15 protein-coding genes are annotated in these 17,890 nt (G+C 64.4%); 5 read left to right on the top strand and 10 right to left on the bottom strand.

Annotated elements, in window-relative coordinates:
- The first annotated feature begins 126 nt into the window (after nucleotides 1–126).
- Nucleotides 127–996: a GFA family protein gene (locus V7D81_RS13695; RefSeq protein ID WP_324317162.1), complete on the top strand. Its 870-nt coding sequence runs from the start codon at nucleotides 127–129 to the stop codon at nucleotides 994–996.
- Nucleotides 997–1,082: 86 nt separating this feature from the next.
- On the opposite strand, the gene creD is transcribed toward V7D81_RS13695, so the two are convergent.
- Nucleotides 1,083–2,405 carry a cell envelope integrity protein CreD gene (creD, locus tag V7D81_RS13690; RefSeq protein WP_324317161.1) on the bottom strand — a complete coding sequence of 441 codons (1,323 nt, stop codon included), beginning with the start codon at nucleotides 2,403–2,405 and terminating at the stop codon, nucleotides 1,083–1,085.
- A gap of 202 nt (nucleotides 2,406–2,607) precedes the next feature.
- Between creD and msrP the strand changes: the two genes are divergently transcribed.
- On the top strand, nucleotides 2,608–3,570 hold the full coding sequence (gene msrP / locus V7D81_RS13685; RefSeq protein WP_324317159.1) for a protein-methionine-sulfoxide reductase catalytic subunit MsrP: 963 nt from the start codon (nucleotides 2,608–2,610) through the stop codon (nucleotides 3,568–3,570).
- A gap of 5 nt (nucleotides 3,571–3,575) precedes the next feature.
- A complete protein-coding gene (locus V7D81_RS13680) occupies nucleotides 3,576–4,196 on the top strand; it encodes a sulfite oxidase heme-binding subunit YedZ (protein ID WP_324317157.1) in 621 nt (206 codons plus the stop codon).
- A gap of 59 nt (nucleotides 4,197–4,255) precedes the next feature.
- Here the strand turns inward: V7D81_RS13680 and kynA are convergent, their stop codons facing one another.
- The 3 genes from kynA to V7D81_RS13665 are packed head-to-tail and all read right to left on the bottom strand — an operon-like array spanning nucleotide 4,256 to nucleotide 6,653.
- Nucleotides 4,256–5,119 carry a tryptophan 2,3-dioxygenase gene (gene kynA, locus V7D81_RS13675; protein WP_324317155.1) on the bottom strand — a complete coding sequence of 288 codons (864 nt, stop codon included), beginning with the start codon at nucleotides 5,117–5,119 and terminating at the stop codon, nucleotides 4,256–4,258.
- The gene (locus V7D81_RS13670) at nucleotides 5,116–5,868 is read right to left on the bottom strand and encodes a M48 family metallopeptidase (RefSeq protein WP_324317153.1); all 753 of its coding nucleotides are present in this window, start codon (nucleotides 5,866–5,868) and stop codon (nucleotides 5,116–5,118) included. The genes kynA and V7D81_RS13670 overlap by 4 nt, the downstream gene beginning before the upstream one ends.
- 26 nt (nucleotides 5,869–5,894) lie before the next feature.
- Nucleotides 5,895–6,653 carry a hypothetical protein gene (locus V7D81_RS13665; RefSeq protein ID WP_324317151.1) on the bottom strand — a complete coding sequence of 253 codons (759 nt, stop codon included), beginning with the start codon at nucleotides 6,651–6,653 and terminating at the stop codon, nucleotides 5,895–5,897.
- A gap of 101 nt (nucleotides 6,654–6,754) precedes the next feature.
- Between V7D81_RS13665 and V7D81_RS13660 the strand changes: the two genes are divergently transcribed.
- Together V7D81_RS13660 and V7D81_RS13655 are read left to right on the top strand one after the other, a co-directional pair.
- Entirely contained in the window at nucleotides 6,755–7,558 is an 804-nt protein-coding gene (locus V7D81_RS13660) for a TatD family hydrolase (protein ID WP_324317149.1), read from the top strand.
- A gap of 19 nt (nucleotides 7,559–7,577) precedes the next feature.
- The gene (locus tag V7D81_RS13655) at nucleotides 7,578–8,990 is read left to right on the top strand and encodes a M20 family metallopeptidase (RefSeq protein ID WP_324317147.1); all 1,413 of its coding nucleotides are present in this window, start codon (nucleotides 7,578–7,580) and stop codon (nucleotides 8,988–8,990) included.
- 165 nt (nucleotides 8,991–9,155) lie between these two features.
- On the opposite strand, the gene V7D81_RS13650 is transcribed toward V7D81_RS13655, so the two are convergent.
- From V7D81_RS13650 to V7D81_RS13625, 6 genes are all read right to left on the bottom strand, one after another.
- Nucleotides 9,156–10,511: a hypothetical protein gene (locus V7D81_RS13650; protein WP_324317145.1), complete on the bottom strand. Its 1,356-nt coding sequence runs from the start codon at nucleotides 10,509–10,511 to the stop codon at nucleotides 9,156–9,158.
- 105 nt (nucleotides 10,512–10,616) lie between these two features.
- Complete coding sequence (locus V7D81_RS13645) at nucleotides 10,617–11,201, bottom strand: NERD domain-containing protein (RefSeq protein WP_324317143.1); 585 nt, start codon at nucleotides 11,199–11,201, stop codon at nucleotides 10,617–10,619.
- A gap of 1 nt (nucleotide 11,202) precedes the next feature.
- On the bottom strand, nucleotides 11,203–12,504 hold the full coding sequence (gene thrC / locus V7D81_RS13640) for a threonine synthase (protein WP_324317141.1): 1,302 nt from the start codon (nucleotides 12,502–12,504) through the stop codon (nucleotides 11,203–11,205).
- Between the two features lie 18 nt (nucleotides 12,505–12,522).
- Nucleotides 12,523–13,452 carry a homoserine kinase gene (locus V7D81_RS13635; RefSeq protein ID WP_324317138.1) on the bottom strand — a complete coding sequence of 310 codons (930 nt, stop codon included), beginning with the start codon at nucleotides 13,450–13,452 and terminating at the stop codon, nucleotides 12,523–12,525.
- On the bottom strand, nucleotides 13,452–15,929 hold the full coding sequence (gene thrA, locus V7D81_RS13630) for a bifunctional aspartate kinase/homoserine dehydrogenase I (RefSeq protein WP_324317136.1): 2,478 nt from the start codon (nucleotides 15,927–15,929) through the stop codon (nucleotides 13,452–13,454). The genes V7D81_RS13635 and thrA overlap by 1 nt, the downstream gene beginning before the upstream one ends.
- A gap of 194 nt (nucleotides 15,930–16,123) precedes the next feature.
- Complete coding sequence (locus tag V7D81_RS13625) at nucleotides 16,124–17,446, bottom strand: AAA family ATPase (RefSeq protein WP_324317134.1); 1,323 nt, start codon at nucleotides 17,444–17,446, stop codon at nucleotides 16,124–16,126.
- Nucleotides 17,447–17,890: the final 444 nt, after the last annotated feature.

The raw sequence follows: 17,890 nt of genomic DNA, 5'->3' as shown, positions 1-17,890 counted from the left end.
TTTACCATGGCCTGCGGCGGCGGATGAACCCATCAAAACCCTAAATTTGCGTCGCGAGTCCTGCCTGTGGAGGACTCCGTCACATATTGCTATCGTCGAACGATTCGTCGTCTTCCGGAGCCACCCATGTCGGACAAGCATCCGCCGATCGAGGGAACCTGCCTATGCGGCGCGGTCCGCTATGAAATCGATGGCCCGCTCAATGCCATGGTGCATTGTCACTGCTCCATGTGTCGCAAGCATCACGGCGGATCGTTCGCGACCTTTGCCGCTGCGCCCTTGATGGGCTTCCGCTGGATCGCCGGCGAAGACAATGTCGCGACGTACGTCTCTTCCGACAAGGGCCAGCGTTCGTTCTGCCGCTCCTGCGGTTCGGTGGCGCCGTCGGTGCTCAAGGACATGGACATGGTCATCTGCCCGGCAGGCAATCTGCTGGGCGATCTCGACCTGAAGCCGCAGGCGCACTGGTTCGTCGGTTCGCGGGCACCGTGGACACAGATTGCCGACGCCCTGCCCCAGCACGAGGAATACCCCGAAGAGTTCGGCACGACCGGCGTCACGCGCCCCGCTGCCGAGAAGCGCGAAGGTATCGTCGCGGGCAGCTGCCTGTGCGGCTGCGTCGCGTTCGAACTCACGGGTCAGCCGATGCGCATGATGAACTGTCATTGCACGCGCTGCCGTCGCGGTCGCAGCAGCGCCCATGCCACCAATCTCTTCTACAAGCTCGGCGATTTTCAGTTCGTGCGCGGCGAGGCGGACGTGCGGACGTACAAGGTCCCTGAGGCGCGTTTCTTCTCGGTGGCGTTCTGCGGCAAGTGCGGCGGCGCGGCGCCGCGTGTTTCGCCGGAGCGCGACGTCGTCGTGATTCCCGCAGGCACGCTCGACGACGATCCCGGCATGCGGCCGCAGGCGCATATCCATGTCAGTTCCAAGGCCAACTGGTTCGAGATTGCCGATTCGCTGCCGCAGCTTCCGGAGGGTCCGCCGCCGGTCTAGGTGTCTGGTCTTCCTGTAGGTCAGGCTTCAGCCTGACTTCTTAAAGAGGCCGGCTGAAGCCGGCCCCACAGGCAGATGAGAAGGAATCAATCGCTCTCGACCGGCTCCGACGCGCGATACCAGTCGATCCTGCGCGTCACCAGCATCACTGCAGCGAGCGCAATGAACAGAATGATGGCGCCGAGCAGCAGGGCATAATCCTCGGACAGCACCAGCACGTACAGCAGGCCGTAGACCACCGTCATCGCCGTGCCCGCCACCAGGCCTCGGACGCGACTATGCAGCGCGCCGGCGATGTAGATGCCGATCAACAGGACCAGCGCCGTCGCCGCAATCACGTAAGCCAGCAGAAACACAATGTGCTCGGACAGCGCGATGAGCAGCAGATAGAACGTGCTCAGCGCGAGTCCCACCAGCAGATACTGGAACGGATGCAGCTGGACGCGGCTCACCTGCTCCCAGGCGAAGAACGTCAGGAACGTCAATGCGATGAACAGCAGCGCGTACTTGATGGCGCGCTCGCCGCGCTGATAGACATCGACGGGCTGATACAGTCCCACGCCGAAAGCGGATTCGAGCAGCTGCGCTTCGCTGACCTCACCCTGCATCCATACCTGTCGATACGGCCGGTTGAGCTCGAGCACCTGCCAGCGCGCGTCGAAACCGTTGTCGGTAACGGTATGTTCGACCGGCAGGAACGCGTCCTGGAATGACGGATGCGGCCAGTTGGAATGCATCGCCACCGACGTCGTGCTGCCGACCGGCAGGATCGAAAGGCTGCGCGTGCCCGCGATCACCGCATCGAATTCGAAAGTCAGCGGCTGACGATTTTCGAATGACTGCACCGGCGCATCGATGCCCCGATACGGCCCCTGGCTCGAGGGTCCGAACGAGATGTCCTGGACACCGATGCGCGCCCGCCGTACCTCGCGCAGGCTGCGCACCTCGGACAACGGCAACCGGATACGGCTCTCCTCCCACAGATACGTGACACCGGGCCGGTGCAGCTGCGACTGCAGCGCCTGGAAGTCGAACTCCCCCGCAAGCCTGACGCCGGCAAGATAGACGGGCACGCCATAGATCCCCACGTAGCGCGGCTTCTCCTCCAGATTGAGATCGATCGTCGCCGTCAGACGCGACGGCAGTACGTAGATCTCCGAGCGGATGACCTGCGTCTTCTCGCCATCCGTGACCGTGCTCAGCGTGGGCAGGGTCAGTATCGGACCGCCGACGATCAGATCTCCGCCCCAGCCTTCCGCGACCTTCGCCGTCGCCTGCTCGCGCAGCGCAGTCCTTTCGCTGACGAGCCCTCGCAACATCAACAGCGGAACCAGCAGCAGCAGGACGATGCCCGCAATGATGAATGCCTTCGACGCCAGCGACGTCGGCGCACGAAACCCGATTGCCATGTGTGCTCTCCTGCGATTAATGATTCTTCACGCCTGATGCCTGACGCCGTAGGGGCGTCATTCCGCAAGCGTTACGCGGCATTCGGGCCGCGAAAGGCAGGAATCCGGGCGAACAGTGGCGGGCCCGCGATGCGTTCCCGTGATAATTTCTCGCTCCGGCAGGTCTATTGATCGGTCGACCCGTTTTCGCGGAGATGGATTCATGTGGATCAGGCGCAGACAACCCGGTGACTCGGCAGGCATTCGCCCGTCGGAGATCACCTCCGAATCGACCTACCTGAATCGCCGCACGCTGCTGCAGGCCGCACTGGCCGCCGGCGTGACGGGCCTCGGCGCTGCGCACGACGCGAATGCTGCGGTGACGCCGCTCAAGTTCACGCGCAACGATCAGCTCAGCACCCGCGAGCCGCAGAACAGCTACGAAGACATCACGACCTACAACAACTTCTACGAGTTCGGCATCGACAAATCGGCGCCCGCAGCAAACTCGGGACGCTTCCGCGCCGAGCCCTGGACCGTGACGATTGCAGGCGAAGCCGAGCAGACCGGCAAGTTCGCGCTCGAAGACCTCCTCAAATCGCAACCGCTGGAAGAACGCGTCTATCGACTGCGCTGCGTCGAGGCCTGGTCGATGGTCATCCCCTGGGTCGGCGTGCCGCTCGCGAACGTACTGAAGAAGTTCAAACCGACGTCGAAAGCGAAGTACGTCGCCTTCAAGACGGTGCTGCGGCCGCAGGAAATGCCGGGCCAGCGTTACGACGTTCTCGAATGGCCGTACGTGGAAGGATTGCGCATCGACGAGGCGATGAATCCGCTGGCGCTGCTCGCCGTCGGTCTCTACGGCAAGACACTGCCCAACCAGAACGGCGCACCGCTGCGGCTCGTCACGCCGTGGAAGTACGGTTTCAAGGGCATCAAGTCCATCGTCGAAATCCGCTTCACCGAGAAGCAGCCGCCGACGTCGTGGAATATTTCGGCGCCGCACGAGTACGGCTTCTATGCCAACGTGAACCCGCAGGTGGATCACCCGCGCTGGAGCCAGGCACGCGAACGCCGCATCGGCGCCGGCCTGTTCAACTCCCGCGTGCCGACGCAGATGTTCAACGGCTACGAGAAGGAAGTGGCCGATCTGTATCGCGGCATGGACCTGGCGAAGAACTACTAGGCTCCATGCCGTCCACACGCGCGGTGCGCCGGTACATCAAACCGGCAGTGTTCCTGCTGTGCTCGCTGCCGCTTTGTCTGCTGGTATTGCGCGCCTTCGGCATCGCCGGCTCGCTCGGCGCCAATCCCGTCGAATTCGTGCAGGACACGCTGGGTCAGTGGGGTTTGCGGCTGCTCATCGTCACGCTGGCCGTCACGCCGCTACGCGACTGGTTCGGCGCGTCGTGGCTGGTGCAACTGCGGCGCATGCTCGGCCTCTTCGCTTTCAGCTACATCCTGCTGCACTTCCTGACCTGGATGATTCTCGACCAGGGCCTCTACTGGCCGGGCATCCTGCCCGACATCGCCAGGCGTCCCTTCATCACGATCGGCTTCGCCGCCCTGCTGCTGCTGATCCCGCTGGCGATCACGTCGACCAACGGCATGATGCGCCGCCTCGGCAAACGCTGGAAAACGCTGCACCGGGTGATCTACGTGATCGTGCCCCTAGGCGTGTGGCACTACTGGTGGCAAGTGAAAGCCGACATCCGCGAACCGCTCGTCTACGCGACGATCGTGGCAGTGCTGCTGGGGTGGCGGGTGTGGAAGAGGAATGGCCGCAAAAAGGCGCAAAGACCGCAAGGCTAGGAAAAAGATCTGCTTCTGACCTTGTGTCGTTTGCGCCTTTTTGCGGCCATTTTCCGTCTCTACATCGACGTCCGCACCGTCCACAGCTCGGGGAAGAACCGCAGCTCCAGCGCCTTCGCCAGATACGACACGCCGCCCGTGCCGCCGGTGCCGCGCTTGTAGCCGATGATGCGCTCCACCGTCTTCATGTGACTGAAGCGCCAGAGCTGGAACTTCATGTCGAGATCGACCAGCTTTTCGGCGAGGTCGTACAGGTCCCAGTTTTCTTCGATGCTGTGATACACCGCGAGCCATGCGGCGGCGACCTGTTTGCTGGGCTGGTAGGGCTGGGACCAGTCGCGGTCGAGATAGTCCTGCGGGATCTCGAAACCGCGGCGGCTCAGCAGCCGCAGCGATTCGTCATAGATGCTCGGGCTGTGCAGCATGCGCTGCAGGGCGTCGTAGTGCACCGGATCGCGCCGGTGGACTTCGATCATGTCGGCGTTCTTGTTGCCGATGATGAACTCGAGCATGCGGTACTGGTACGACTGGAATCCCGACGCGCGGCCGAGCTGGTTGCGGAAGGCCGAGTATTCGGCGGGCGTCATCGTCGCCAGTACGTCCCACGACTGCGTGAGCTGCGCCTGGATGCGCGACACGCGCGCCAGCATCTTGAACGACGGACCGAGGTCGTCGCGGCGGATGTGATCCAGCGCGCCCGTCAGTTCGTGCAGGCACAGCTTCATCCACAGCTCCGAGGCCTGGTGGATGACGATGAACAGCATCTCGTCGTGCTCGTACGAGATCGGCTGCTGCGCGCTCAGCACCTTGTCGAGCTGCAGGTACTGGCCATAGCTCTTGGATTCGCCCAGGTCCCAGAAGACCTGTTCGTCCGACAGATCGACAGGCTTCGCCTGCGGCTTGGAGGAAGAGTCGTCGCTCATCGGAACATCCATCCCGGCACACGTTGCCAGCCTTGCAGCAGTTCGCGATCGAGCCGCTTGTAGTCGGGCTCGATGGCTTCCACCTGCGCCCAGAAGCGGCGCGAATGATTCATGTGGCGCGTGTGGCTGAGTTCATGGATCAGCAGGTAGCGCATGACCGCCGGATCCTGGAACAGCGCGCAGACATTGAGGCTGATGGTCCCGCTGGCGGAGCAGCTGCCCCAGCGCGTGCGCTGACGCCGGATCTGCACGCGCCGGAAGACGAAATCGTGTTCGCTGGCGATCTCCGCCAGCACGCGGCTCAGCTCCGTATGCGCGAGGTTCATCAACCAGCGCTGCAGCGTCCGGGCGACGCGCTGTTCGTTGTCGAGCGTGCCAGCGACGATCAACGTATCAGGGGCCACGACCACCGCGCGGACTTCCGAACTGGCGGTGCGGCGATAGTCGATTGCGAATCGTCGCTGCAACGCCGGCAGGGAAACCGCATCGGGCAGCGTATCCCGCGCAATTCCGCTGATGGCGGAAAGATCGGCGACGCGTTCATCGATCCATTGCCGATGCGTCCCGACGAAACGCTCGACGGTCGCGGCCGAAGCGCCGGGCGGTACGACGACTTCGACTCTTCCACCGGGATAGACACGCACGGACAGGCGTCGCGCGCGGCGGCTGATGCGGACATGCCAGGGTTGCGCCGGATCGCGCGCCTCGAACAGTTGCAGTTGAGCGGCCGACGATGATGAACGAGCCATGATTCCGGGAGTATAGGCTGCTTCGATCAGTTCGGCCGCGCCGCGGCGGTTTGCAGCATTGCCTGCGCCTTGCGGTAGTCCGGAGCGATCACCAGCGCCCGTTCGATCGCATCGCGGGCCGCGCGCGAATCACCGCGCTGCAGATGGCTCTCGCCCAGCAGCAGCAATGCTTCGGCGTGCCCCCAGTCGGGTTTTCCCGGACGCGACGGCGGCGCGCGTTCGAAGGCATCGACCAGTTCGCCGACCTGCCGGGTGTACGCCGCCGGATCCTTCTGATCCTTGCGGCGACAGAGCAGTTCGATCAGCTGCACTCGCGGATTGCGCGGATCGATCTCATGCGCCGTACGCAGCGGTTTGTCCGCGCAGTTCGACGAAAGCAGCGAGGCTTCCAGCGAAGGACACACGGCTTCGATGGCGTACGCTTCGGCCATCCGCCCATCCTGCGTTCGCGCCGCTTTGGCCTGCCGTTCGCAGTCTGCCGCTGCCTTGCCTGCAGTGCCTGGCACCTTGCCCGTGGCGGATTCCGTGAGGATCTGCGCCAGCTTCCAGTGCCCGTAGGCGGCGTAATAATCCTTCATGCCCGGCGCGAGTTCTGTCGCATCGAGCTGCTCGACCAGTGCGAGGCCTTCCTGCAGTGCCCGGACATCCTGCGTGTAGAACGCGTACTGGATGCGAGCCGCGGCATCGTCCAGATCCGACGCCGCGTCGGCACGGGACTGCGGCGCCGGTATACACAGCCATGCCGCCAGGATCGTCACGATGGACGGCCAGTGCCGTACCTTCATGCAGGAAACTCCGCCGCTCTTTCCACTACAATTCGCGCCGCAATCGCCGCCGAACGATAGCACACGCTGCTTTCCCGCCTCCAAGCCACGGACCGAAGGATTTGACTACGCCGCCGGAACTCATCGACATCGGGCTGAACCTCGCGCACGACAGCTTCGATGCGGATCGCGACGCATTGATTGCCCGGGCAGTGGAATCGGGAGTCACGCGAATGGTGATCACCGGCAGTTCGCTCGCGAGCACGCAATGGGCCGTCGATTTCTCACGCGTGCATCCGGACAGATTCCGTGCGACGGCCGGCATGCATCCGCATCATGCGACGGATCTCGACGAGCCCACGCTTTCGGCATTGGCCGAACTGGCGGTTCAGCCGCAGGTCGTGGCGGTCGGCGAATGCGGCCTGGATTATTTCCGCGATTTTTCCCCGCGCGACGCGCAGCGAACGGCATTCCAACGGCAACTCGAACTGGCGGCACGGGTCGGCAAGCCCGTCTTCCTGCACCAGCGCGACGCTCACGAGGATTTCGTGGCCATCCTGCGGGATTTCCGCGCACGACTGGCCGGCGGCGTCGCGCACTGCTTCACCGCCGGGCTCGCCGAAGCGCACGCCTATCTGGATCTCGGCCTGTACATCGGCATTACCGGCTGGATCTGCGACGAGCGTCGCGGCCATCATCTGCGCGAGGTCGTGCGCGAAATTCCCGCGGATCGCCTGCTCATCGAGACCGACGCGCCCTACCTGCTGCCGCGCGACCTCGAACCGAAACCGGTCAGCCGGCGCAACGAACCGATGTATCTGCCGCACGTGCTCGAGACCATCGCGCAGGCACGCGGCGAATCCGCCATGCAACTGGCCGCAACCACGACGGCGAATGCCGTCCGACTGTTCAACTGGACGCACTGACGTTCGTTCGAGGCTCCCCATGAACACACAGCAACTGAAGCAGTACATCGACCGCGTCTGGGACGACTCGATCGTTCCCACGCTCTGCGACTACGTCCGCATTCCCAACAAGTCGCAGAACTTCGATCCGCAATGGGCCGAACACGGTCACATGGATCGCGCCGCCGAACTCATGCGCCGGTGGTGCGAGCAACGCGCCCTGCCCGGCACGAAGATCGAACTCGTGCGCCTGCCCGGCCGCACGCCGCTGCTGTTCATCGACGTGCCCGGCAGCATCGACGACACGGTGCTCATGTACGGCCACATGGACAAGCAGCCCGAATTCACGGGCTGGGAAGACGGCCTCGATCCGTGGACGCCGGTGATCCGCAACGGCCGCCTCTATGGACGCGGCGGCGCCGATGACGGCTACGCCGTGTTCGGCTCACTGCTCTCGTTGCTCGCACTGGCCGAACAGAAAATTCCCTTCGCCCGCTGCGTGATCCTGATCGAGGCTGGCGAGGAAAGCGGCAGTCCCGATCTGCCCGCCTACATCGATGCGCTGGCCGACCGCATCGGCGAGCCGTCGCTGGTCGTCTGCCTCGACGCCGAGTGCAGCAACTACGATCAGTTCTGGTGTACGACTTCGCTGCGCGGCAACCTCATCGGCACGCTGCGCGTCGAGGTGCTGCGCGAAGGCGTGCATTCCGGCATGGCGAGCGGCATCGCCCCTTCCAGCTTCCGCATCGTGCGTCAGTTGCTGGCGCGCGTCGAAGATGCGGCGACCGGTCGCATCCTGATTCCGGAACTGCATGGCCAGTTGCCGCCGGATCGTGCGCAGCAGGCGCAGGCTGCGGCAGTAACATTGGGTGACGTAGTGTTTCGGAAGATCCCCTTCCTCGATGGCATGCGGCCCATGTCGGAAGATCCGACGGAACTGCTGCTCAACAGCACCTGGCGTCCGACGCTATCGGTCACGGGTGTCGACGGCATTCCGCCGCTCAGCAGCGCCGGCAATGTGCTGCGCCCGATGACGGCGTTCGTCCTGTCGTTCCGTCTGCCGCCCGGCGTCGACCCGGAGAAAGCCGCCACCGCGGTGAAGCGCACGCTCGAAGCCGATCCGCCCTATGGCGCGCGTGTCAGATTCGAAGTCGAGTCGAGCATGGGCGGCTGGAATGCGCCCTCTTCCGAGCCCTGGCTGGAAGCCGCCGTGCAATCGGCCTCGAAGAACTTCTTCGGCCGCGACGCGATGTACATGGGCACCGGCGGCAGCATTCCCTTCATGGGCATGCTCGCGGAGAAATTCCCGCGCACGCAGTTCCTGGTGACCGGCGTGCTCGGTCCGCATTCCAACGCGCACGGGCCGAATGAATTCCTGGACATCGAAACGGGCAAGCGCGTGACGGCATGTGTGTCGCAGGTGGTGGCGGAACACGCGAAGCGGCCGCGCTGAGTCTCCTGCCGGACCGGTCCTTTTATCTTCCTGTGGGGCCGGCTTCAGCCGGCCTGAGAACTGTCAGGCTGAAGCCTGACCTACAGTCAGAAGCCAGCTGAAGCCGGCTCCACAGCGCGGGCGGCCGAGCGCCGCCTTGCGCACCTGGCCGGGAACATCCCTGCTTCAGGGCTGCTTGCCGATTGCGACGACGCATCTGTCCGGAGACGCCGGCGGGTGAAACGCCGTATGCAGGCATTGAAAACCGATGGTGCGGGACCGAACGTCGTACTCCATGGGCTTGCCGGTGTATGGGTTGCGGTAGGAAGAAGCCTCGAGCACCGCGTCGACCGCCACCCCGGAGGCTTGCTCCAGTTCCGCCTGCAGCAGCACCAGAAGGATTCGTCCATTCTCGTCGTGGGTTCGCGCAATGAACTGCTGAGGGTCCCACCCGGAGTTGCGATAGAGCCGCGCCCCGCCCCAATTGAACAAGGACGGAGGGAATGCCCGGCGCGCAGGGTTCAGCGGCTGGTAGCCACCTTCGCGGTAGAACTCACTTGGACTGAGCGCGGCGCGAAAGCGCATGGGCAGGAGGATGTCCGAATAGATCCCGTTGAGCGTGGCATTCCTCTGCAACAACCAGCGATCGAGCCGCGAAGCGCCCATCGCCAACGGCGGGGTGTCCGTCAGCACGGAACTCCGCGCTTCAGCAAGAAACGCCTCACCGATATCCGCCTCCTCCCGCGTCAGCGGGCTCACGAGTTCCCGGATCGACTGAACCTCGGCAGCTGTCAGCGCACGGTCTCTCAGCAGCGCCGACAGGAAATCCAGTGTGTTCTGCAGCCCTGCAATTGCGATCATCTTGGCGACCAAGGTGTCGCCGTCGCGCAGCATGAGTCTCCAGAAACGAAGATCATTGGCCGCCTGCGCAATGAAATCCACACTGGAATCCATGCCGAAGCGCTGCGCCAACCGAATCCGGGCAACGTCGAGAATCGGGTCATAGGGCGCAACGGGCGTGTAGGCATCACGCTCCTGGCCCTCGTCGAATCGCTGTTGCCGGGAAAGGGTTTCGAATCTCGCAAACAGGACGGCCAGGCGACCATCGAGGCGCGCTTCGGCAACCTCGGCGATCAGGCGGTTCGCGCAGTCCAGGTAGACACGGGCGTTGCATTCAAGACTTTTGAACTGCGATCGCAGTTCTTCGTGCTGGCTCGCAGTGCCGAGCAGTGCGCGCATGTCCTGTGCAGGAATGGTCATGCGCTGGCCGGCCTCGTAGCGCTCGTGCAGCGCTTTCAGCATCGCTTCGCCGACGACGCGCGGATCCACATCGTTTGCCGCCAGGAATCCAAGCGCTATGGGATAGGCATTCTGCTCCGGCACTGGCGGCCGGACGACCTTCAGTGCCTGCAACTCTGGAATGAGCGGTTCGTCAAAAGCGGGCAGATTCGCCAGGGTCGCTGTCGCTGCAATGACGACACATGCGGCGGCGATCACGCCGACGCAGGCGATGAGCCAGCGAGTCTTGGCTTTTGCAATCAAGAGGCCTCACCCTCAGATCCTTAGTTCGCTTCTTCCTGTGGGGCCGGCTTCAGCCGGCCTGAGAATTGTCAGGCTGAAGCCTGACCTACAGTCGGAAGCTAGTCTTCAAGCCGCGAGCGGATTCGGCTCGGCGTGCTTCTTGACGTTGTCCCAGACGTTGCCGAAGGCGGCGGTGATGTTGCCGCGCACCTTGTCGACGACCGGGAAGTCGTCGGCGAGATCGTCGATGCGCAGCACGTTGCGCGGCCTGCCCTTGGGGAAGCTGCCGCGCAGCGTGAAGATGACGCGGCCTTCCACCGGCACGTCGCCGATCAACTGCTTGACCGCGGCCATGCGGTCGTACAGCGCGTGCTGCGGATTCGCGAACGTGTAGCGGCGCTTCTTGCCGATGGCCGTCCATTCGAGCATCTGTTCGCCGCCGAACACGGCGCCCGGCAGGTCGAGCAGATCCGCGACCAGCACGCCGCGCTGCGTCAGCAGCACGTAGTTCAGGTGGATCTGGCCGCCGTTGCCGTTCGGCAGCAGCACGTTCTTGAGCATTTCGTAGCCGACGCTGGCGATGGTGGCGTCGATCGCGCGGCGTGCGCGATAAGCCCGGATCTTCAGGAAAATCCAGGCGAGCAGCGCGATCAGCAGGATCGCACCGGCGAGCGGCCAGGCCCAGGAGGGAATTTGCGTCGGCAGCGGCATGTCAGTTCTGCAATTGCGCCCTTAACGCATCGAGCGTGGGCTCCAGTTCCTTTTCCTGTCGGGGCAGCGACAGCAATCGCGCCAGGCTCGGCGGAACCTCCACCGGCCGGCCGATCTGGGGCTCGACGATATCGTTGAACTTGGCTGGATGGGCAGTCGAGACAACTACCCAGTCGCCCTTCGCGCCGCGGGCCAGCAGGCGCCGGTACACCTTCGCGGCCGTCGCCGTGTGCGGACACCAGACCTGCTCCAGTTCGTGCGCATCGCGACGGATGGTGGCGCGGATCTCGATGTCGTCGACGCTCGATGCGCCGATCTGGCCCTGCAGTTCCTCGAAGTCCGGGTGCAGCGTCCGCAGGCGTTCCATGTTGCTCGGGTTGCCGACGTCCATGGCCGATGCGAGCGTTGCAACGCTAGCGCGCGGCTGCCATTCGCCGTCGCGTAGGAAGTCGGTCACGGGCTGATTCGCATTGGTCGACAGCACGATCTCGCCGATCGGCAGGCCAGCATGGCGCGCCCAGATGCAGGCGAGCGAGTTGCCGAGATTGCCGGCCGGGATGATGAAGTTCGCGCGGCGGCCGTTGCGACGCCACAGTTCCAGGCCGGCGCAGGCGTAATAGACCATCTGCGGCAGCAGGCGCCCGACGTTGATGCTGTTGGCGGAAGAGAGCTGGTGGGTTTCCGCGAGAGAACGATCGAGGAAGGCTTCCTTCACCATGCGCTGGCAGTCGTCGAACGTGCCGTGCACCGCGAAGGTGCGCACATTGCCGCCCCAGCAGGCGAGCTGCTGTGCCTGACGCTGCGAAACCAGACCCTTCGGGTACAGCACGACCACGTCGACCCACGGCCGGTTGTGGAAGGCAGCTGCCACGGCGCCGCCGGTATCACCCGAAGTCGCCACCAGGATCGTCAGCTTGCGCTTCGCGCCGCGACGGATGCGCTCCAGGCACTCGGCCAGGAAACGCGCACCGAAATCCTTGAAGGCCGACGTCGGGCCGTGAAACAGCTCCAGCACCCACAGCGGCGACGGTGCCTGCGGCACCTCGACCAGCGGCGCGGGAAAATCGAAAGCCGCGCGACAGATGTCGCCCAGTTCCTCGGACAGCAGCGCGTCGCCCGCTGCAAAGGGCGCAATCAGATGCTGCGCGACCTCGACGAGGCTGCTTCTGCCTTCGAACTGATGCGGCACGAAGTGCGGGAACTCTTCCGGCACGAACAATCCGCCATCGGGCGCGATGCCCTGCGCGATCGCCTCGCCGAGCAACACCCGGTGCTGCGGGTTGCGGGTACTGATGTAGTGCATGTCTGGAACGGAGCGTCGTTAGTCAATCACGCGGGCGCCGGCGGGATCGAGCGTCGAGATCCAGGCGTCGGAATCGAGCTTGTGGGCGGCGAAGGCAGCCACCATCGCGTCGCGAATCGCGGTGGCATTGGGTTCGTCGCACCAGGCAAAGACGGTGGGGCCGGCGCCGGAGATCGAGCAGCCGAGCGCGCCGTTGGCGATGGCGGCGTCTTTCACGGCCTGGAAGCCGGGGATCAGCACCTTGCGTTGCGGCTCGATGATCACGTCTTCCAGCGATTCGCGGATCAGGCGCAGATCGCCCGTGAAGCAGCCGGTGAGGAAGCCCGCGAGATTCGCCGACTGCCAGATCACGTTGGACAGATCGATCGAGCGATTGAGGATTTCGCGCGCCGCCTTCGTGGACAGCATCATGTGCGGGTGCACCAGCACGCAGCGCACCGACGGCGGCACGGGAATCTGTTTGACGTTGGGATTGTCGATGCCGACCGTCAGCACCAGTCCGCCGAACAGCGACGGCGCGATGTTGTCGACGTGAACGGCGCCGCTCGCGACCGCCTCGCCCTTCATCGCGAACTTGAGCAGGTCGAGCTTGCTCAGCGAGGTCGGCAGCAGCGCGTTGGCGGCGACCACGCCGGCAACGGCCGAGGCCGCCGAGCCGCCGAGACCCGAACCGATCGGAATGCCCTTCTCGATCTCGAGTTCGATACCGAAGTCGAGTTGCAGATCGCGCACCATGCTCAGCACGGCCATGCCGGCGGTGTTCTTTTCCGGCTCGCGCGGCAGATCGGCAACCGTTCCGCTGATGGACGAGATGCGCACGCCCGGCTCGGCGATGCGGCGCGCCGTAACCTTGTCGCCGATGGTCTGGAAGCTGTGGCCGAGCACGTCGAAGCCGACGGCCACGTTGCCGACGCTGGCGGGTGCAAAGGCAGTCGCAGTGGTTCGCATCAGAGTTTCGCGCCGAGGTATGCGCACACGCGCAGCAGGTCCGCAAAGATGCCGCCGGCGGTGACTTCCGGTCCCGCGCCGGGACCCTGCACGACCAGCGGATTTTCGTTGTAGCGCCGGGTCAGGAAGCGCACGACGTTGTCGGTGAGATTGATGTTCGCGAACGTGTGCGACCGTTCGAGTTCGACCAGGCCCACCGAGGCTTTGCCGCTCGCTGCATCGAGCGAACCGACGTAGCGCAGCACGCGATTGCGGCTGCGCGCGGCTTCCAGCTTCTGCGCCATCGGCGCATCGAACTCCGGCAGCCGGTCGAGGAATTCGTCCGGGCCGCAGGACGTGAGTGCCTTCGGGACGAGGCCTTCGAGCTGCACGTCGCTCAGCTCCAGCTTCAGACCCATCTCGCGACCGAGAATGATCAGCTTGCGGGCGAAGTCGACGCCCGACAGATCGTCGCGCGGATCCGGCTCGGTGTAGCCCTTCGACTTCGCCGTCCGCACGACCGACGAGAACGGCTCGGAGCCGTCCCACACATTGAAGAGGTAGGCCAACGTACCCGAAAGAATGCCTTCGATCCGCTGGATCTCATCGCCCGTGTCGCGCAGGTCGCGCAGCGTCTGGATCACCGGCAGGCCGGCGCCGACAGTTGCTTCGTAGAGGTAATGAGAGCCGCCCTGCTTCTTCGCTTCCTGCAGGCGCTGGTACAGCTCGAAATCGCCGCTGTTGGCCTTCTTGTTCGGCGTGACGATGTGGATGCCCTGCGCCAGCCATTCCGGATAGCGCGCCGCGATCTCGTTGCTCGAAGAGCAGTCGATGATGATGGCGTGCGGCAGGTGATCGGCGTGGATGTGTTCGGCGAAGCGCGTGAGGTCCGCCGATTCGCCGGTCGCGCTGACGGCATCGCGCCAACGGTTCAGCGGCACTTCGACATTGGCGAGGTGCATGCGTTTGGACGACATGATGCCGCGCACGCGCAGATCGACCTTGAGATCGCGTGACAGGCGCGCCACCTGCGAGGCCATCTGATCGAGCAGCGCGCCGCCGACGAGCCCGGGACCGATGAGGCCGATCGAGATCGTGTGCGGCGACAGATAGAAGCTGGAATGCACCGAGCGCAGCGCTCGCGAGGAATGCTTGCCGTCGATGACCACGGAGATGTTGCGCTCGGATGCGCCCTGCGCGATGGCGCGCACGCTCACCGCCGCATTGCCGAGTGCGCCGAACACCGTGGCCGCCACGCCATGCGATCCGGCCATGCCATCGCCGACCACGGCGAGGATGCTGCTGCCGGTCGTGACTTCGACGCTCTGGATCTGGCCCTGGCGCAGTTCACTCTCGAAGGCCTCGCGCACGACCGCTTCGGCGCGGCCGGCTTCGGTCTCGGGAATCGCGAAACAGATGGAATGCTCGGAGCTGCCCTGCGAGATCAGGATCACCGAGATGCCGTGATCGCGCAGCGCGCCGAACAGGCGATGCGCCGTGCCGGGCACGCCGATCATGCCGGCGCCTTCCAGGTTCACCAGCGCGCAGCGATCGATGGACGTGATGCCCTTGACGGCCAGGTCGGACGTCGGCTTTTCGCAGATCAGCGAGCCCTTCTTTTCCGGCGCGAAGGTGTTGCGGATCCAGATCGGAATGCCCTTGGTCACCGCGGGCGCCATGGTCTGCGGATGAATGACCTTGGCGCCGAAGTACGCCAGTTCCATCGCCTCGTTGTACGAGAGCGAATCGATGACCTTGGCGTCGGGCACCAGCCGCGGATCGGCGCTCAGCACGCCATCGACGTCGGTCCAGATCACGATCTCTTCGGCATCGAGCAGCGCACCGAAGATCGAGCCCGAAAAATCGCTGCCGTTGCGGCCGAGCGTGGTCTGCACGCCTTTCGGATCGCGCGCGATGAAGCCGGTGATGATCAGCGTGATCGCCGGATCGCGCGGCACCACCTTGGCGATGTTCTGCTGCGACACGTCCCAGCGCACTGACGGTCCGAGCGAGCCCCACTCGACCGAGACGACGTCGCGGGCATCGACCCACTGCACCTTGCCCGGGCGCTTGCCGCGGGCGCGCAGGTAGGCGCTGAACAGGCGCGTCGACCAGATTTCGCCGTAGCCTGAGATGAGGTCCCGCACCATCTGCGAGGCAGCGCGGATCAGCCTGACGGTGTGCAGGATGCCGGCGATGTCGCGCAGGTCCTGCTCGAAGGTGGTGAGGAATTCTGTACGCGGCTCGCCGGTCAGCAGCGTTTCGGCGATGACGTGATGGCGCTTGCGGATCTCGTCGATGCGACGGTCGGTATCGTCGTCCTGGCGCTCGGCAGCGGCAACGAGATTGAGCAGTGCGTCCGTAATGCCCTTGCAGGCGGAGAGCACGACGCCGATGCGCGGCTTGGGATCCTCTTCGAGAATCCGTGCCACGCGTTCCATGCACACCGCATCGGCGACGCTCGAGCCGCCGAATTTATGAACTCGCCACCGATCCACTGCTTGCCAGTCTCTTTTTGCCCGCCGGTCCCCATGCACCCTTGCGACTGCCGCGCAGCAGCCCGGCCCGTGCATCGCGATCTACACAGGGAACCAGGCGATACGTTGCGGAAGATGTGCGGGCGTTGGGAGGCCGACACTCTACTGGCAGCCCCCTCGGGCGGCAAGCGTAAGCGGCTGAATCGGGAAACGAATCAGCGTCCCGAGAAGGTCGTCGTCTCGTCCAGTCGACCGAAGGCGATGACCGTGCCGGTGCCGTCGTCCTCGTCCGCAGCCGGCGGGAATCCGGGCCGTGCAAAGCAGATGGTTTCCGCCGGATCCGGCTGCGCCGCCGGCACGGCGAGCGGGTTCAGGTACTTCACTTTCGCCGGGCCGACCTGGATCAGGTCGCCATCCTTGAGGACGCGCCGCAGGACGCGACGGGAGTTGTACAGCAGGCCATTGGTGCTGCCGAGATCGAGCAGCAGGTCCTGACCGTCGTGACGCACCACCAGGGCGTGATAGCGGCTGATGAAGACGGAGTCGATGCGGGCATCGGCTTCGTCGCCGCGACCGATCAGCACCCGGTCATGGTCCAGGATGACTTCGCGGTCGGGCATTCCCTGCATCGAAATGACGAGCTTGCCGCAGACCTCCGGCAGCTCGGCGCGCCGCCGCGCATGGACCAGATCGGGGTTGCGATTGATCCGGGCCTGCCAACCCAGTTCGCGGATCGCACGATCCAGCGCCTCTGCCGTCACGCTCTGTGCTCCATCCTCAGCTGCGCAGGCGAACGCACGCTCGCAGAGCTGATTGATCTGTCCCGGCACCCCGCCGCTGCACGCATGCAGGTGCGACATGAGCGTGTGCGGCATCAGCGCATCGGGATTGCTGCTGCCCGCCGCCCGCAGACGATGGGCGATGTAAGCCGCGGTCTGGTCCTCGCTGAAAGGCTCGAGCACGAACCGCACCACGCCGCCGGCCAGCAGGCCCGCCATGCCCGGCGACTCGATCACTCGCTCGATCGGCGGCTCGCCGAGCAGCAGCACCTTCAGCACCCGACGTCCTTCGACCTCGAGCGAAGCCAGCAGCCGCAGCTCTTCGAGCACCGACGGATGCATCAGCTGCGGATTCTCGACGATCAGCAGGCAGACCCGATTCATCGCCGCCTGATGATTCAGAAAGCGCTCGAGCAGACGGCGCCGGTCGCTCTTGTCGTTGTCTTCCAGCGAGAAACCGAACTGGCGCAGGACTTCCAGAAGAAAATCACGCGGCGCCAAGTGATCGCGCGTCACGGCCGCGACGACGAACCGCTCATCGAGTCCTTGCAGGAAACGGCCGATCAGCGTGGTCTTGCCGCAACCGCGGGGCGCCGTCAGTACACCGAGCCGTGCCCGGGACCACAGCACCTGCGCCATGAATTCGAGTGCGCGGACGTGCTGGTCGCTGGCAAAGAAATGCTCGCCGTCAGCGAACGGATCGGACGTCAGTCCGAAGTGCGCGGAGAAGACGTCGGCGGTGGGCGAGGCTTGCGTCATGAGCAAAAAATGATGGCCTGAAATGGAATGCGTCAGATCCCAGACGGGAAGACCGATGCAACACCGCGCCGTTGCGATGCCACAGCTCGCCACAAACCAGAAAAATACCGTGAATTAGTCTCGACAACCCGTTGAAATACCAGCAATTGATACTGCTGTAATTACTGCCGTTTCGAGCAATCCGAATGGACAATAATCCCTGCCTGTGACCAGCACAAGACAGCGGGCGGCGACAGTCGGATGACAATCAGGAAAGGTGGTGGTTGGGTGGGAATCGCATGAGCCTTCACCACTCACACGCATCAAGCACATAGCGCGCTGCGCCTGAAAAGTACCCTGATTTCTACCCCGCTCCGCATCTCGTCGGGTTCAAGCGGCTGCCGTCGGTGCTGACACACCGGCTGCAGCCTCACCACAATCGTAATGAGGTGCAGTCATGGCTAC

Origin of the sequence: Povalibacter sp., assembly GCF_036735925.1 — a bacterium.
Classification (GTDB): domain Bacteria; phylum Pseudomonadota; class Gammaproteobacteria; order Steroidobacterales; family Steroidobacteraceae; genus Steroidobacter.
The sequence above is the reverse complement of the archived record's forward strand: the minus strand, read 5'-3'. Positions and strand labels throughout refer to the sequence as shown.

What these genes read in the sequence shown, in the direction of transcription:
- V7D81_RS13695 (WP_324317162.1), top strand. Translation starts at nt 127, where the DNA reads ATGTCGGACAAGCATCCGCCGATCGAGGGAACCTGCCTATGCGGCGCG.
- creD (WP_324317161.1), bottom strand. Translation starts at nt 2,405, where the DNA reads ATGGCAATCGGGTTTCGTGCGCCGACGTCGCTGGCGTCGAAGGCATTC.
- msrP (WP_324317159.1), top strand. Translation starts at nt 2,608, where the DNA reads ATGTGGATCAGGCGCAGACAACCCGGTGACTCGGCAGGCATTCGCCCG.
- V7D81_RS13680 (WP_324317157.1), top strand. Translation starts at nt 3,576, where the DNA reads ATGCCGTCCACACGCGCGGTGCGCCGGTACATCAAACCGGCAGTGTTC.
- kynA (WP_324317155.1), bottom strand. Translation starts at nt 5,119, where the DNA reads ATGAGCGACGACTCTTCCTCCAAGCCGCAGGCGAAGCCTGTCGATCTG.
- V7D81_RS13670 (WP_324317153.1), bottom strand. Translation starts at nt 5,868, where the DNA reads ATGGCTCGTTCATCATCGTCGGCCGCTCAACTGCAACTGTTCGAGGCG.
- V7D81_RS13665 (WP_324317151.1), bottom strand. Translation starts at nt 6,653, where the DNA reads ATGAAGGTACGGCACTGGCCGTCCATCGTGACGATCCTGGCGGCATGG.
- V7D81_RS13655 (WP_324317147.1), top strand. Translation starts at nt 7,578, where the DNA reads ATGAACACACAGCAACTGAAGCAGTACATCGACCGCGTCTGGGACGAC.
- V7D81_RS13645 (WP_324317143.1), bottom strand. Translation starts at nt 11,201, where the DNA reads ATGCCGCTGCCGACGCAAATTCCCTCCTGGGCCTGGCCGCTCGCCGGT.
- thrC (WP_324317141.1), bottom strand. Translation starts at nt 12,504, where the DNA reads ATGCACTACATCAGTACCCGCAACCCGCAGCACCGGGTGTTGCTCGGC.
- V7D81_RS13635 (WP_324317138.1), bottom strand. Translation starts at nt 13,452, where the DNA reads ATGCGAACCACTGCGACTGCCTTTGCACCCGCCAGCGTCGGCAACGTG.
- V7D81_RS13625 (WP_324317134.1), bottom strand. Translation starts at nt 17,446, where the DNA reads ATGACGCAAGCCTCGCCCACCGCCGACGTCTTCTCCGCGCACTTCGGA.